This window comes from Thermostichus sp. MS-CIW-38 (assembly GCF_054058415.1).
In genome coordinates this window covers 21,153-35,052 of sequence record NZ_JBSSAH010000008.1, presented here as the reverse complement: position 1 = coordinate 35,052, position 13,900 = coordinate 21,153, and the positions used below count along the sequence as shown (strand labels likewise).

General features: G+C 58.0%; 13 protein-coding genes and 1 pseudogene. 5 read left to right on the top strand and 9 right to left on the bottom strand.

The features are described 5' to 3' along the window. Positions 1-116 precede the first annotated feature (116 nt). The 6 genes and pseudogenes from ACVWXZ_RS04775 to ACVWXZ_RS04750 form a co-directional block, all read right to left on the bottom strand. Entirely contained in the window at positions 117-698 is a 582-nt protein-coding gene (locus tag ACVWXZ_RS04775) for a hypothetical protein (RefSeq protein ID WP_457403223.1), read from the bottom strand. 87 nt (positions 699-785) lie between these two features. Continuing rightward, a complete protein-coding gene (locus ACVWXZ_RS04770) occupies positions 786-1,814 on the bottom strand; it encodes a DUF2254 family protein (protein WP_457403222.1) in 1,029 nt (342 codons plus the stop codon). Between the two features lie 10 nt (positions 1,815-1,824). Further along, positions 1,825-2,008: pseudogene (locus ACVWXZ_RS04765) on the bottom strand (hypothetical protein); the annotation flags it as partial. Positions 2,009-2,097: 89 nt separating this feature from the next. Then, positions 2,098-3,594, bottom strand: a complete 1,497-nt coding sequence (ftsY, locus tag ACVWXZ_RS04760) for a signal recognition particle-docking protein FtsY (RefSeq protein ID WP_457403221.1) — start codon at positions 3,592-3,594, stop codon at positions 2,098-2,100. A 103-nt stretch (positions 3,595-3,697) separates the two neighbouring features. Next, positions 3,698-4,525, bottom strand: coding sequence for an LmeA family phospholipid-binding protein (locus ACVWXZ_RS04755; RefSeq protein WP_457403219.1), 828 nt, complete (start codon positions 4,523-4,525; stop codon positions 3,698-3,700). Positions 4,526-4,593: 68 nt separating this feature from the next. Continuing rightward, positions 4,594-5,061, bottom strand: coding sequence for a hypothetical protein (locus tag ACVWXZ_RS04750; RefSeq protein WP_457482220.1), 468 nt, complete (start codon positions 5,059-5,061; stop codon positions 4,594-4,596). Positions 5,062-5,408: 347 nt separating this feature from the next. Here ACVWXZ_RS04750 and ACVWXZ_RS04745 point away from each other — a divergent pair, with 347 nt between their 5' ends. The 5 genes from ACVWXZ_RS04745 to ACVWXZ_RS04725 all read left to right on the top strand — a co-directional run bounded on the left by ACVWXZ_RS04745 (position 5,409) and on the right by ACVWXZ_RS04725 (position 10,667). Next, positions 5,409-5,558: a hypothetical protein gene (locus ACVWXZ_RS04745; RefSeq protein ID WP_457482219.1), complete on the top strand. Its 150-nt coding sequence runs from the start codon at positions 5,409-5,411 to the stop codon at positions 5,556-5,558. A 403-nt stretch (positions 5,559-5,961) separates the two neighbouring features. Next, positions 5,962-6,696, top strand: a complete 735-nt coding sequence (gene minC, locus ACVWXZ_RS04740; protein WP_457482218.1) for a septum site-determining protein MinC — start codon at positions 5,962-5,964, stop codon at positions 6,694-6,696. Then, the gene (minD, locus tag ACVWXZ_RS04735; RefSeq protein WP_414356180.1) at positions 6,693-7,499 is read left to right on the top strand and encodes a septum site-determining protein MinD; all 807 of its coding nucleotides are present in this window, start codon (positions 6,693-6,695) and stop codon (positions 7,497-7,499) included. Before minC ends, minD begins: the two co-directional genes overlap by 4 nt. Positions 7,500-7,597: 98 nt before the next feature. Next, a complete protein-coding gene (gene minE / locus ACVWXZ_RS04730) occupies positions 7,598-7,900 on the top strand; it encodes a cell division topological specificity factor MinE (protein ID WP_414412932.1) in 303 nt (100 codons plus the stop codon). Positions 7,901-8,318: 418 nt separating this feature from the next. After that, positions 8,319-10,667: a cation:proton antiporter domain-containing protein gene (locus ACVWXZ_RS04725; RefSeq protein WP_457403214.1), complete on the top strand. Its 2,349-nt coding sequence runs from the start codon at positions 8,319-8,321 to the stop codon at positions 10,665-10,667. On the opposite strand, the gene ACVWXZ_RS04720 is transcribed toward ACVWXZ_RS04725, so the two are convergent. The 3 genes from ACVWXZ_RS04720 to gyrB all read right to left on the bottom strand — a co-directional run bounded on the left by ACVWXZ_RS04720 (position 10,645) and on the right by gyrB (position 13,815). Next, positions 10,645-11,013, bottom strand: a complete 369-nt coding sequence (locus tag ACVWXZ_RS04720; RefSeq protein WP_457482217.1) for a gamma-glutamylcyclotransferase family protein — start codon at positions 11,011-11,013, stop codon at positions 10,645-10,647. The two genes, ACVWXZ_RS04725 and ACVWXZ_RS04720, sit on opposite strands and share 23 nt — an antisense overlap. A 42-nt stretch (positions 11,014-11,055) precedes the next feature. Continuing rightward, complete coding sequence (plsY, locus tag ACVWXZ_RS04715) at positions 11,056-11,667, bottom strand: glycerol-3-phosphate 1-O-acyltransferase PlsY (protein WP_041436109.1); 612 nt, start codon at positions 11,665-11,667, stop codon at positions 11,056-11,058. 219 nt (positions 11,668-11,886) lie between these two features. Next, positions 11,887-13,815, bottom strand: coding sequence for a DNA topoisomerase (ATP-hydrolyzing) subunit B (gyrB, locus tag ACVWXZ_RS04710; RefSeq protein ID WP_457403213.1), 1,929 nt, complete (start codon positions 13,813-13,815; stop codon positions 11,887-11,889). Positions 13,816-13,900: the final 85 nt, after the last annotated feature.

Below are 13,900 nucleotides of genomic sequence, written 5' to 3'. Positions count from 1 at the left end.
TCAGCAAGGGGCGGCTCTAACCAGACTAGACAAGGACTCCGTCCCGCTTACGCGATCGGCAGAATTTTTTAGGGAAGCTCCAGAGATCCAGAGGAGCTCTAAGGACTCCGTCCCGCTTACGCGAACAGCCTGGCCCAGTCCTCCCGGCCACGACTGAGGAAAAAGGACTCCGTCCCGCTGACGCGATAGGCTGCCAAGCGGACTTGGGTTTTGCGGATCCCACGCAGGGTGGTTTCCTGTTGCTCGCTTAAGGACTCCGTCCCGCTGACGCGAACGGGGTCTTGATCCAGGCGTAACAAGGCTTGCACAATGGCTTCCGTTGTTTCAGAGCCCAGAGCACAGCTCGACTGGGCCAACATTCCCAGATCAAAGCCAAAGGTTTCAGAAAGGACTCCGTCCCGCTTACGCGATAGGAAAAAGAGGCCAGCTTTGTAGGCAATCAGGCTGTAATAGCGAAAGTAGCCAACAATCTGCAAGACCAGAGCCGACTGGCGGTGTTGTAGGGCTGCCTCGGCCAACAAGCGGTACTGCTTGAGCAGGTTGTAGCCGCTGCGGATGTCTCGCGCGTTGATGACGGCCCGCAGATAGGTATTGAAAAACTTGATCACCCACCCCGCTACCGTGAGTTGTTGGGCTTCCAGGGCGCGGATCCCCAGCTCCCGGCTGTGAATGGCCACCAGGGTGCTCGCCTGGCGCATGCCGTTTAGCCCTAAGGACTCCGTCCCGCTTACGCGATCGGCAAATAAGGCTTGATACTGCCGCAGGATCTAAGGACTCCGTCCCGCTTACGCGATCAGCTCCAGCCAGGATCCTTCTGCCTCGATCCGGCCCAGCAGGCCCCTATCCACCGAAGCAAAGTCCGGATCCCGCCGCAGAGCCGGGGTAAAGAGAAACCAGGCAGGGGGCAGTTGTGCTTTGTGAGCGGCATAGAAGACCCATAGAGACTTCAGGCTATCCAAGGCTTCCAAGAGAATGCTTCCCTCCTGTTGGCGGAGAGCGCTGGTGGCGATGCTTTTGATTTCATCCAGAGCCGAGAGGCAGCGCTGATGAGCTGGCGAGCATTCGCCCATTGGAGAGTGCTGCTCTGTTGCTATGCCTACGGCACCCTGTATTCCTGCGCATCGCTGTTGCTGCACAACGTTGTCGTGACGAGGCCGCAGTTGCAGTGAACAACGGGAGAAATAGCCCCTCTTGGATCCGGAGTCCGATCCTGATCTCCTGGAAGCAAGGGATCCCAGGATGGCCTGCCGCACTTGCTGCTCAATGCGATGGATAATCGAAGCCGGCTGCAAAAAGTGAGACACGAAGCGAAAGTAGGGGATCAGCATCAAAAACGAAGCTGTGCCCAGCAGCAGATTCAGCCCGACGAGCAACCCTGGAGGGTGTTGCTCCGCAACGCCAACACGAACGTAAAGGCCCAGGGCTGCCGAACTCCACAAACTGACCACATTGGCCAAAATCAGGAAAAAGAAGAGGTAGAAATTGACTTTCTCGCGCAAAAACAGCTCCGTGACCTTTGGCGTGAAGCGATCCGCGCTCAACTGCACCACAATGGTCACCACCGAGAGGGTAAAGCCCAGCACCCCCGACAACACCTGAGCCAAGGTGGTTACAAATTCCTGCAAAGCTTCTGTATCCTGCGCGGATCCCGCCCGAACCAGGTTCAACCCGCTCTGGATCCAGCGATGCCCGCTCCAGGCCCAAAGCAAACCTGCCCCCACCACTGCAGCACTCCAGGGCAGAAAGCGGGGGCGACGCCCAACAAAGCCTGGATCTGTGTGTCTGATACATTTACGCTGAACACTGCTGAACATCACTGTTCAACTATGCAGCGATAGCATTCTGTTTGTTTCCAACCAGAATGGCGGTATCCCGCAAAGCTTTGAGTAGAATACCCAAAGCGCAGTTTCCGTGTCGTCTTACTACCAATTTTCTGCTTTGCTTTGGCTACCATGTTGGCAGACTCGAAAGTAAACAGAAAGATCAACTGGTAGTAATCCGTACTGAACATATTATACATTATTTTCAGTATAGTTGAGCTTATTATTGACTAGAGTCATGCTCCTTCACAATGGCCCTTCTCAGAGAGGGGGTGCCTCAATACTCGCTTAGAAGAGCTTCCACAAACTCGTAGCTGGAAAAAGGCCGCAGATCTTCTAGCCCCTCTCCGGCGCCGATAAAGCGGATGGGCAGGTTCATCTGCTGCGTAATGGCCAGGGCAATCCCCCCCTTGGCGGTGCTATCCAGCTTAGTCAGGATCACACCGCTCAACTTGGCAGCCTCGGCAAACACCTCGGCTTGGCGCAACCCGTTTTGCCCTTGGGTGGCATCCAGCACCAGAAGGCTTTCTACTTTGGCTTCGGGAGCTTTTTTGTCAACGATGCGGCGGATCTTGGCTAGCTCGTCCATCAGGTTTTTCTTGTTTTGCAGACGGCCTGCCGTGTCCACCAACAGCAGCTCTGTGCCCCTGGCCTTGGCGGCTGTGATGGCGTCAAAAACCACCGCTGCCGGATCGGCATTGGGAGAGGGATTGGCGATTACCTCTACCCCTGCTCGCTCTGCCCAAACCTTGAGCTGCTCCACAGCAGCAGCCCGGAAAGTATCAGCAGCAGCAATCAGACAGCGGTATCCAGACTCGCGGGCAACATGGGCAATTTTGCCAATGGTGGTGGTCTTGCCCGCCCCATTCACCCCGACAATCAACCAAATGTTGAGCGTGTCCCGTTGCGGCGCAAAGGTGGGATCCCCCACCGTCAACATCTGCCGCATCTGCTGCTTGAGGTATTTGACGGCCTCCTCTGGGGGCACCACCTCCTCTCGCATGCGCTTTTGTAGGGCTTGGATGATCCGCTCGGTGGCGTCGATCCCCACATCGGCCTGCAGCAACAGGGCCTCAATTTCTTCCACAGCCTTCTGATCCAGAGGGCCGCGGCCTACCAGGGCTTTCAACTGGTTGATCAGGTTAAGGCGGGTTTTGCCCAAGCCTCGCCGCAGCTTTTGCAGCCAGGAGATTTCCTCAACGGAAATCTCTTCCGGTTTGCGCCCTTGAGCCGCCAAGATCTCGGCTGACCAGCGGAAGCCCTCATCGAAGACCAGCTCTTCCGGCCCCGTCTCTGGAGAAGGAGCAACTGCTGCAGTCGCCGCCTGGGGTTTGGGCTCGTCCACAGCGCTGGCTTGCAGGGCTTGGAGACGCTCAGCAGCACGGGGAGCCAGATCGAAAAATGAGGGAGCTGCCGCCGGCTGCACAGGGGGCGATTCTGGAGATGCTGGTTCTTGTGTTGGAGTGGAGGACTGAACGGGTTCACGGGGTTCTGCTTGGGCAAGTGGGCCGGAGTCCTCAGTCGAGGCCGGTGGCTGTGGCTGGACGGATTCTGCAGGGATCCCTTCCGCTGGCGCAGGTGGGACAGAGTCCTGGGTTGCCGGTGGGGCTTGGGCAGCAGCACGGGCCTTCAGGTTGGCATAGGCGGCTTTGGCAAAAGCCAAATAGTCTTCCGGGGAGATCTCCGCCGGTTCCGGGGCCGGTGGCGAAGGCTCTGCTTCACCAGAAGAGTCGGTAGAGTCGGTATAGCGGCGGCGAAACCAATCGAAGGCCATAATCCCATCTCCAGCCTGGCTGATCTTTATCCAGTTTGACAGAGCAGCTCTCCTGCTAGAGCGCAGCCCTGGGGAGCTCATCCCTGCTCAATGGGGATCCCCGTTAGCGGGACGAGGTCCTTTCCAACCCTTCCACCCGCACAAACCCAATCACCTGCAACTGGTCAGGCTCTATCTCTAGGCTGAGCACCCGCATCAGGATCCCAATCTCTTCCAGCTCTTGCAGGTCAAGCACCTCATTGAGCCCGCCCAAAAACGCTGCTGAGATCTCATCGGGAACCCGCACAGAACCGATCACAAACTCCGGATTCTCCAGCTTTAGGCTGCGCCCTTCTTCCACGCGGATCCCGGTGTTAAACACCACCTCCACCGCTCGCGTTAGCGGGACGGAGTCCTTTTGCTCAGTACCGCCGTCTTTCTCCACCAAGAGGGCAGAGAGCTGAATGCGGCTGGGATCCGAAAACTCGACTCGAGGCTGACGCAGATCAAAACGGCGAGCTTCCCTTCCAGCTCCCCCAAAGGGCAGATCGGCCCGGATATCCTGAAACTGGCGGAGCACCTCTGGCTTGTTGAGGGCGGCATTCAAGTCCTCTTCCCGCACCAACACCCGTACCGCCGCTTGCAGAGGTCGCGTCAGGCGCAAGGGAGCCCCCTGGAAAAAAGAGGGGTCAATTGCCACCGGATCGGTTTCCAGCTCCAGAAGCTCGATGCGGGGAAAGGGCGCTCGATAGAGCCCGCGACCGGCGATCAGCAGGCGATCCGCTTGGCCATTCAGCAGTCGGTAATTGGGCTGGCTTTGAATACGCACCTCCAAAACCTCTGCCCGATCCAACTGATCCAGCAAAAGCTGCCGCGCCGTCTGATCCGCCAGATAGCCCGCTCCTCCTCCCAAGCTCGCCAACAGCCCCAAGAGAACCGCCAGGATCTCCATGCTCACTGCCCTGCTGTGCCCTAACCTAGGTTAGCAAGGGGATCCCTGGCCCCCCTTGGGGATCTGGGCTAGCGCATCACCTTGAGGGGGCTGGCCTCAATGGGGCGATTGCCCATAAAGGTTTTGGCAATTTTCAGGCCATCAGCCATTATCGGCCGATTGAGCGTGGGATCATGGATGAATTTGGCCCCAGAGGCAACCGTTGGGCGTCCCTCGCCCCAGGTGTCCACGACTTTGAGAGTTGCAGCAGTAACTGGACGTCCGTCGGCATAGTAATCCACCACTTTCAGGGTTGAAGCCCCAACCGGACGGTGGTCAATCTCAATTTCGCTGAACTTGACAGGGCTGGGAAACACGGGCGGGCCGGATTTCTCCCCCAGCAGTACCGGCATCTGAGCAGCTACAGAGGCCCCGTCAGCAGGCAGAGGAGCCAGGTTTAGAGCGTTACCCGTTTGCGTTAGCGGGAGGGCGTCCTTTCCCATAGAAGAAGCCTCTTGCTCTGGAAGCGTGCCGGAATGACCATTTGGAACGGCCATAAGAAACTCCTGAGTTGGTAGAGATAATAGAGATAATGAACAAAACAGGACGGGAAAGGGCAGGAAGCTAGATCCCAGTGGAGCGCTGCAGAAGAGGGATATCCTTGGCAAGGCTAAAGGTTGGCCTCCCCAAGTTCAAATGAGTGAGACTGAATCTCGAATCTAAAAATATTCTAAACCTATTCTAAACCAAAGTTTGGCATGAGATCCGCCGGCTGTGACCCAACGGTTCCTGAGACGATGCCGGCCAGTCGCGTTAGCGTTGCGCAGCTATGACGTCCTCTTCGCTTCAGCCACTCCCTGGCAAAATCCAAAGCGGACGGTACACTAGTGAGTTAGCAAAGTCTATGGCAGGGATCCCCTATTCCTCCTATTGGCGCTGGGCAAGGTGGCCGGCACTGGCTCTGTGGGCGTTGCTGCTTTGGTTTGCTCCTGCAGCTCGAGCTTCTACCCTGGACGCGCCCCCATTTGACCTGAATATCGATCTGGCGGCCTAAGCTCACCTCTTGGGCATCGTTCAACTGGCTCACCTGCAGCCACTGAAGGCCATGAATCAGCAAACGGCCCAGATCTTGGGCATGGGCAGGGGATCCCATCCCAAATGCCGCAAGAATGCTGAGTAGGGCAATGGCGACCGGTCTCACCGCGCGAGAACTCCACCCCTTGGAGAGGAGAGGATCCTGTCCTGCTGGCGCGAGCAGCCTGAGGGTGTGGCGAGGTTTCAACATCAGGAATTGGCTCCATCAAGTACCCTCAAGTTAGCGATCCCGAAGCAAGATTGTCCTGCCACCCAAGCGAAACCGCTTTGCTATCAAGGGCAACCGCCGAGAGAGTTTCCCCTGGCTTGGGGGAATGGAATAGGATAGGGCTCTATATTCAGGCAGACGTTTAAGGGCGGTCATGACGGGATCCCCTACATGGAACCCTGAAATCTCCCCATCTCCAGACTCCTGGGCCACGGGCAGCGTTTACTTTCGGTCGGATGCACAAGGGATTCATCTGCACTTGCCCAGCACCTTACCTTGGGAAGAGCTTTGGGAAAACCTGGTTTGGCAGTTGCGCAGCCGCAAACCCTACTGGGCCGGAGTCGCTCCCCTCACCCTCTGGAGCCAACAGCGAGAGTTGGATGTGTCTACCTTACAAGTTCTTGCTACCCTATTGTCCCAGCATGGACTGCAACTGTGGCGCGTTCAAACTCGATCCCGCTCGACAGCGATTGCAGCAGCGACGTTGGGGTATTCTGTGGAGCAATCTTCCCTTTTGGAGGCAGTTCCCCCTGCTCCCCCAGACACCACACCTCTGTACCTACGTTCGACAGTGCGCTCTGGCATGTCCGTGCGTCACAGAGGATCCGTATTCCTGTTGGGGGATCTCAACCCCGGCGGCGAGATCATTGCTGGAGGAGATATTTGGGTTTGGGGACGCTTGCGGGGCCTGGTTCACGCGGGGGCCAACGGCGACAAGGGAGCTGTAATTTTGGCTTTGCAGTTGGAGCCCACTCAGTTGCGCATTGCCGATCAAGTGGCCCGTCCGCCAGAAGGTGGATCCCTGCCCAACACCCCTGAAGTGGTTTACCTACAGGAAGATGTCATCTGCATCGCCAGCCTTCAGGATTTTCTGCGGAGAGGAGTATGAGCCGAGTCATCGTCATGACCTCTGGTAAAGGTGGAGTCGGCAAAACCACCGTGACGGCCAACCTGGGCACTGCCTTGGCGCGCTTGGGTCGCTCGGTGGTGGTGGTGGATGCAGACTTTGGCCTGCGCAACCTGGACTTGCTGCTGGGGCTGGAGAATCGGGTGGTGTACACGGCCCTAGAGGTGATTGCCGGGGAGTGCCGCCTCGAGCAGGCTTTGGTGAAAGACAAGCGCACCCCCCATCTCTCGCTGTTGCCGGCAGCCCAAACCCGCAACAAAACGGCGGTGAATCCGGATCAGATGCGCCAGTTGATCGAGAAGCTGGCCAGCAGCCATGACTACGTGCTGATCGATTGTCCGGCAGGGATCGAACAAGGGTTTCGCAATGCCATTGCCGGGGCCAACGAGGCCATCATCATCACCACCCCAGAAGTGGCAGCGGTGCGGGATGCAGATCGCGTGGTGGGCTTGTTGGAAGCCGCCCAGATTTCATCGACTCAGCTGATTGTCAACCGCCTGCGCCCGGACATGGTGGCAGCCGGCCAGATGATGTCGGTGGAAGATGTGGTGGAGGTGCTGGCCATCCCGTTGGTGGGTATTATTCCAGAAGACCGCGAGGTGATCGTCTCCACCAACAAAGGGGAGCCCCTGGTTCTCTCCGCCAATCCAACTCTGGCTGCTCAGGCCATCCAGCGCATTGCCAGACGGCTAGAAGGGGAAGCGGTGGAGTTTCCCAAGCTGGCCAGCTTGAGCGAGTCTTTTTGGGAGCGGGCCAAACGGTTTTTAAACCAAAAGGTGCTCTGACAACTGTTTTGTCGTTTTTCCCCACTTTATCCAGATTGGAATGGCAATTTTGACCTGTTCACAACTTTCACAACTGAGTAACAAGGCCGGCAAAACCTATGCTCCTCGATTTTTTGGATCAGCTTTTTTCTCGGCACTCCGGCAACAGCCGCCAGCAAGCCAAGCAACGGTTGAAGCTGATCTTGGCCCATGACCGCGCTGACCTCACCCCGGCGGCGCTGGAATCAATGCGCCTGGAGATTTTGGGGGTGGTGTCCCGCTATGTGGAGCTAGATTCAGAGGGAATGCAGTTTCATTTGGCTACGGAAGGGGGAACGACTGCTCTTATTGCCAATCTGCCCATCCGTCGCGTTAAGCCCTTAGAGACGGGTCTCAGCCACCCGGAAGGCGAGAAAGCCTAGAAGGGGAGATTTTTGGCAGCATGTCGATTTGCTTTCAATTCCCAACAGAGCTGCCCAACGCCAGAGTGGTCGTCAAGCCCGCTCTGTGATACGTTGAGGTAAGTCGTGTGTACTGTAGAAAGAGTGGAGCTGGGTGTAGCTTTTGCAACTTTATGGAGCCAGCACACAGAGGTTAACTAAATGTTAACTCTGCATGTTCGGTTAACTCTGCATGTTCGAGCTCATGAACTGCTGACGTGATGGGCAGAGCCACCTTGACGATTGGAGACTTTCCAGCAGTCTGTATTGGCGTTAGCGTTGCGGAGTAATAACGACGTTAACGATGGAAACAAAACGATGGAAACAATGAGAGGGTTGGCGTTCAGTAGCTGGAAAGGTAAGGGCTCCGTCCCGCTATTGCGTTCGGTTAAGCCTTAATATGCAAGATTCATTTGAGCTGACGATCCTGTTTACGCTAGCCCTGGTGGCTGGGATCGCTGCTCAGGTGCTGGCCAATTTTGTCAAAGTGCCCAGCATTGTATTCCTGCTGCTGTTTGGCCTGTTGCTGGGGCCAGATGGTTTGGGCTGGGTTCATCCCCAAGTCATGGGATCCGGGCTGGAAGCGCTGGTGTCGTTGGCGGTGGCCCTGATCTTGTTTGAGGGGGGACTGAACCTGCGGCTGCAACGTCTCAATCAGGTATCCGATAGCCTGCGCAACTTGGTTTTGTTGGGATCCCTGCTGACCTTGGTGGGGGGAGCGGCAGCAGCTCACTATCTGGGGGAGTTTCCCTGGCGGCTGGCTTTTTTGTTTGGATCCCTGGTGGTGGTAACAGGGCCGACGGTGATCAACCCCATCTTGAAGCGGGTACGGGTCGATCCGGCAGTCAGCACGCTCCTGGAGGGAGAAGGGGTGCTCATCGATCCCATCGGGGCCATTCTGGCAGTGGTGGTGCTGCAGGTGGTGCTCTCCGGCCATCCCAGTTTTCTCATGGCCCTGGAACAGTTGTCCAGCCGTCTGGCCATCGGGTCGGCGGTGGGAGCGCTGGGGGGCTGGCTGATGGGATCCTTCCTGCTTTGGTCGCGGCAGTTTTTAACCGAGGAGCTGCGCAACTCGGTGGTGCTGGCGGGGGCCCTGGGGGTGTTTGCCTTGGCCCAGTCGCTGCGATCGGAGGCGGGGCTGATGGCGGTGGTGATGGCGGGCCTGGTGGTGCGGCAGAAGGCGGCCATTGCCGAGCGGGGTGTGCGGCAGTTTCACGGCCAGTTGGTGGTGTTGGCCATCTCGGTGATCTTTATTTTGCTTACCGCCACGCTCTCCCTCAAGGCGGTGTTTGCCCTGGGCTGGGGATCCCTGGCCACAGTGCTGTGCTTGATGCTGGTCATCCGCCCCTTGAGCGTGTGGCTGTGTACCTGGCGCAGCGACCTGAATTGGCGGCAGAAGCTGTTTGTGGCTTGGCTGGCTCCTCGGGGCATTGTGGCGGCTTCGGTGGCCTCCTTGTTTGCCATTCTGCTGACAGAACGGGGCATTACTGGGGGGGATGCCCTCAAGGCGCTGGTGTTTTTGACCATCTCAGTGACGGTGACGGTACAGGGGCTGACCGCGGCTTGGGTGGCCCGTTGGCTGGGTCTGGATCAGGGCAGTTCCACCATAATCATCGGCGATCATCCCCTCACCAACCAATTGGCCCAGTTGATGCGCTCGCTCAACCAGACGGTCGAGGTGATCCCGTTGGTTTCTGGGTCTTCCAAAAATGGGCACGGCAGCTACAAAGCTCCCCACCCAACAGACGGTAAGGACTCCATCCCGCCATCCCGTAAGTCCTCCACATCCCTGTCAGGAACGCCGAAGCGTCGTCCAGCAGATGGCTTGCCCCCACAACTTCATTCCTCTGACGGCAACGGCACCCACAAGTCTGCCCCAAGCCAGGAAGTCGGCAAGCCAGAAGCCATCCCCGGATCCCTGCAGGAAGCTGTACTGAACGAGTCTGCTTTGTTGAAGGCCGATATCGACCATGCGGAAACTCTGTTGATCCTGACTCTGGATCCGCAGGTAAACTGGGCCATTGCCGAGTTGATGGTGAAACTCTCGGTTTCGGCCACCATCTGGACGGTGTTGCTGCCGGATATGCCCATCTCAGAAGGGATCCGCACCTTGCAGCCTTCCTTCCCCCAACTGCAGCGCTGGGCCGGCTATCTGGAGGCCAACCGGGCTGAGCTGCGCTCGATCACCCTACCCACGTTGGCAGACCTGGGCCTGCCTCTCCCTTTATCGCTACGTGACGCTTCTGCGAATGCGGCCTCAACCCTGCCGGAGGCAGTGCGGAGCAATAAAGCTGATGTCTTGACGGCTCAAGAGTCGTTCCCGACAGCGGTGCGGAGCGCTTTTTCAGCACCAGCGCTGCCCAATCCCTTCCTGGCCCAGATGGGACTGGAGGATCCCACCCTTGAACGGCTGCGGGATCAGTTTGCCTATCGAATCAAAGCCGATCTATGCCTGCCCTTGTTGTTGGTGCGCCCGCAGCGGCTGAGGAGCGGCTCATCTCGACCGGGTCGGCTCTTCTACCTGCCTGAGCCAGACATTTGGCGACGCGGGGATCGCATCTACTACCTGGAGCGCGTTTCCAGCCCTGTGGATGCCGGTGCTCTCTCCGCCAAAGAGTCTGATTCCCAAGAATGGGATCCGTCGGCAGCCGTTCGCGTTCGCGACAGCGGTGCGGAGCACAACAGTGGGATAGAGTCTTTGGTGCTGCCCCAGTATGTTGAGGGCGTCAAGCTCCACTTTGATCTCTAGCCAGCCAGCGGCCACTGGGGATGAGGGAACACCCCTGCACCTGCTCAGGCCGACCCAGATAAACCCAAGCAAAGGTGCCGCTATCCAGTTGCACCCACTGCCGTTCGTACACCCGCGGGTGGTCTTCCAGCTCGTCCAATCGGGGCAATAGACTCAAGGGGATGCGGTAGCACTCGCCGTAGAGCCGGTTTCGGCCACGAACTGCCATCGGGTAGGGGCCGAGACTGTAAAGATCAATGTGGTTGAGGCTGTCTGTCCCCAAAAATTCTGCCCCCTGCAGCAAGCTGTGGTATTGGCTGCCCCGCAGCAGGGATCCGTAGACAAAAACCACTGTGGTCGGTTGCATAGCGTTGCGGAGTAATACAGCTGCTTCACAGTGCCTTGAAAATTAGGGAGATTGCGTCCATTTTTGGCCAATGCGCGGCTCCGACCCGGCCAGTAGGCGCTCGATGTTGCGCCGATGAGCACCGATCACATACACCCCGCCCGCCAACGCAAACAACAAATAGGGCAAAGGTTGAGCTGTTGCCCACATCACCACCGGAGCCGCCACTGCCGCCAGCAGGGAGCTGAAGGAAACGATGCGGGTGAGGGCGAGCCCCAGCAGCCAGACGCCGAAAGTTGTCAGGGCTACCGGCCAAGCCATAGCCAACAAGATCCCCAGGCTGGTGGCCACCGATTTGCCCCCCCTGAAGCCCAGCCAGCAGGAACGGCTATGGCCGATCACTGCGAACAATGCCGCCAAAACCACCCACCACGCGGATCCCAAGGCCGATCCCAGAGCCACTGCTGCTGCCCCCTTGGCAGCATCCACCAGCAACACCAGCAGGGCGGGCCCCTTGCCCAACGTCCGCAACACATTGGTCGCTCCGGTAGAGCCGGATCCCTGTTGGCGAATATCGATGCCTCCCCACCAACGGCCTACCCAGTAGCCGGTCGGGATGGATCCCAGGAGATAGCCCCCCAGCACCGCAAGAAGAGCCGTAAGCAATGCAGGCATAGCAGGATCTGGAACGCTCTTCCCTCACTTTGCCACAGGGTCTGGGCTGCAACTGGGATCTTGCCCCGTCCAGGAGCTTTTGGCTGTTTGCGGCCTCGTCTGCAACACCGTTACGTTCGCGCCAGCGGTGCGGAGCACTTTCCCCCTGCCGTGGGCCCCGAAGAGGCGGGACAGAGTTCTCTCCACCCAATATCGAGAGTTGCTAAATATCGAGAGTCGCTAAATATCGAGAGCCGCCAGATCCAAATGGGCACTGTGGGCCTCAATAAACTCCCGTCGGGGGCCAACGGCATCTCCCATCAAGATGGTGAAAATGCGATCCGCCTCCACCGCATCTTCGATGGTGATTTGTTTGAGGGTGCGCGTTGCCGGGTTCATGGTGGTCTCCCAGAGTTGTTCGGGCATCATTTCCCCCAGACCCTTGAACCGTTGGATGGTGTACTTGGTGTTGGCAGGCAGCCCCCGCAGGATTTGGTCTTTCTCGGCGTCGCTGTAGCAGTAGCGAACATTGTTGCGACCCCACTCGATTTTGTAGAGCGGCGGACAGGCGATATAGACATAGCCCTGTTCCAGAAGCGCCTTTTGATAGCGGTAGAAAAAGGTCAGCAACAGGGTGCGAATGTGGCTGCCGTCCACGTCAGCATCGGTCATGAGGATGATGCGGTGGTAGCGCAGTTGGCTGGGATCAAATTCATCCCCTTTCACCCCCAAACCCAGCGCTGTGATCATGGCCTGAATTTCGGCGTTTTTGTAGATCTTGGCGGGATCTGCCTTTTCAATGTTGAGAATCTTGCCGCGCAGGGGCAACACCGCCTGAAACTGCCGATCCCGACCTTGTTTGGCGCTGCCGCCTGCAGAGTCGCCTTCCACCAAATACACCTCAGACTCCGCCGGGTCGCGGCAACTGCAATCGGCCAACTTCCCCGGCAGCGTGGAAGATTCCAGGGCAGATTTGCGCCGCACCAATTCTCTGGCCCGCCGGGCTGCCTCGGCAGCATTGAAGGACTGGATGGCCTTATCGACGATCCCCCTGGCCACGTTGGGGTTGAATTCCAAGTACTCCGTGAGCACCTCGGAGACGAGGGTTTGCACAATGCCCCGCACCTCGGTGTTGCCCAACTTGGTTTTGGTTTGCCCCTCAAACTCGGGGTTGGGTACCTTGACCGAGACGATGGCCGTCAACCCCTCGCGCACATTTTCTCCGGCCAGGTTGCTGTCGGAATCTTTCAGCTTGTTGAGTTTGCGGGCTTGGCTGTTGATGGTGAGGGTGAGAGAGGTTTTCAGGCCCTCTAGGTGGGTGCCTCCTTCGTTGGTGCGGATGTTGTTGGCAAAGCCAATCAAAGTGTCGGTGTACACATCCGAGCACCACTGCAGGGCCACTTCCACCTCCACACCATCCCGCTCCCCTCGGATGTAGATGATGTCGGAGTGGATGGGCGTTTTTTCGTGGTTGATGAAGGCCACATATTCCTTGATGCCGCCTGCATATTGATAGGTTTCGCAGTGAGGCGGATCCCGCCGCAGATCGCTGAAGGTGATTTTCAAGCCGGCATTGAGGTAGGCCAACTCGCGAAAGCGGGCCGCCAATACGGCATAGTCAAACTCTCGCTCGGGAAAGATCAGCCCATCCGGCTTGAAGCGCACCTCTGTACCCCGCCGGTTGGATCCCTTGGGTTGGGGTTCAGATTTCAGGGATCCCACCACCGCCCCGCGCTCGAAACGTTGAAAGTAAACCTTGCCCTCTCGCCAAACCGTCACCTCCACCCATTCGGAGAGGGCATTCACCACCGACACGCCCACCCCGTGCAGCCCACCGGAGACTTTGTAGCCGCCACCGCCAAACTTGCCCCCCGCGTGCAGCACCGTCAGCACCGTAACCAGAGCCGACTGCCCGGTTTTGGGGTGGATGTCCACCGGAATGCCGCGGCCATTGTCCAAAACGGATACCGAGCCGTCGGGATGCAGGCTGATCTGAATATCATTGCAATAGCCGGCCAGGGCCTCATCCACAGAGTTGTCCACCACCTCGTACACCAAATGGTGCAACCCCTTCGGCCCGGTGGAGCCAATATACATGCCAGGCCGCTTGCGCACAGCCTCCAAGCCTTCCAAAACTTGGATCTGCTCTGCACCGTAGTTTTCCGTCATTCCCAACTCCAATCCCGAGGAAGGCTCCCGGCCAAGATCAACAGAAACCCAGAAAAATTGACCTTAAAGGCCAGGAATCAGCTTA

Excerpts from the sequence above, each read along its gene's own strand:
- ACVWXZ_RS04775 (WP_457403223.1), bottom strand. The coding sequence starts at position 698 with ATGCGCCAGGCGAGCACCCTGGTGGCCATTCACAGCCGGGAGCTGGGG.
- ACVWXZ_RS04770 (WP_457403222.1), bottom strand. The coding sequence starts at position 1,814 with ATGTTCAGCAGTGTTCAGCGTAAATGTATCAGACACACAGATCCAGGC.
- ftsY (WP_457403221.1), bottom strand. The coding sequence starts at position 3,594 with ATGGCCTTCGATTGGTTTCGCCGCCGCTATACCGACTCTACCGACTCT.
- ACVWXZ_RS04755 (WP_457403219.1), bottom strand. The coding sequence starts at position 4,525 with ATGGAGATCCTGGCGGTTCTCTTGGGGCTGTTGGCGAGCTTGGGAGGA.
- ACVWXZ_RS04750 (WP_457482220.1), bottom strand. The coding sequence starts at position 5,061 with ATGGCCGTTCCAAATGGTCATTCCGGCACGCTTCCAGAGCAAGAGGCT.
- ACVWXZ_RS04745 (WP_457482219.1), top strand. The coding sequence starts at position 5,409 with ATGGCAGGGATCCCCTATTCCTCCTATTGGCGCTGGGCAAGGTGGCCG.
- minC (WP_457482218.1), top strand. The coding sequence starts at position 5,962 with ATGACGGGATCCCCTACATGGAACCCTGAAATCTCCCCATCTCCAGAC.
- minD (WP_414356180.1), top strand. The coding sequence starts at position 6,693 with ATGAGCCGAGTCATCGTCATGACCTCTGGTAAAGGTGGAGTCGGCAAA.
- minE (WP_414412932.1), top strand. The coding sequence starts at position 7,598 with ATGCTCCTCGATTTTTTGGATCAGCTTTTTTCTCGGCACTCCGGCAAC.
- ACVWXZ_RS04725 (WP_457403214.1), top strand. The coding sequence starts at position 8,319 with ATGCAAGATTCATTTGAGCTGACGATCCTGTTTACGCTAGCCCTGGTG.
- ACVWXZ_RS04720 (WP_457482217.1), bottom strand. The coding sequence starts at position 11,013 with ATGCAACCGACCACAGTGGTTTTTGTCTACGGATCCCTGCTGCGGGGC.
- plsY (WP_041436109.1), bottom strand. The coding sequence starts at position 11,667 with ATGCCTGCATTGCTTACGGCTCTTCTTGCGGTGCTGGGGGGCTATCTC.
- gyrB (WP_457403213.1), bottom strand. The coding sequence starts at position 13,815 with ATGACGGAAAACTACGGTGCAGAGCAGATCCAAGTTTTGGAAGGCTTG.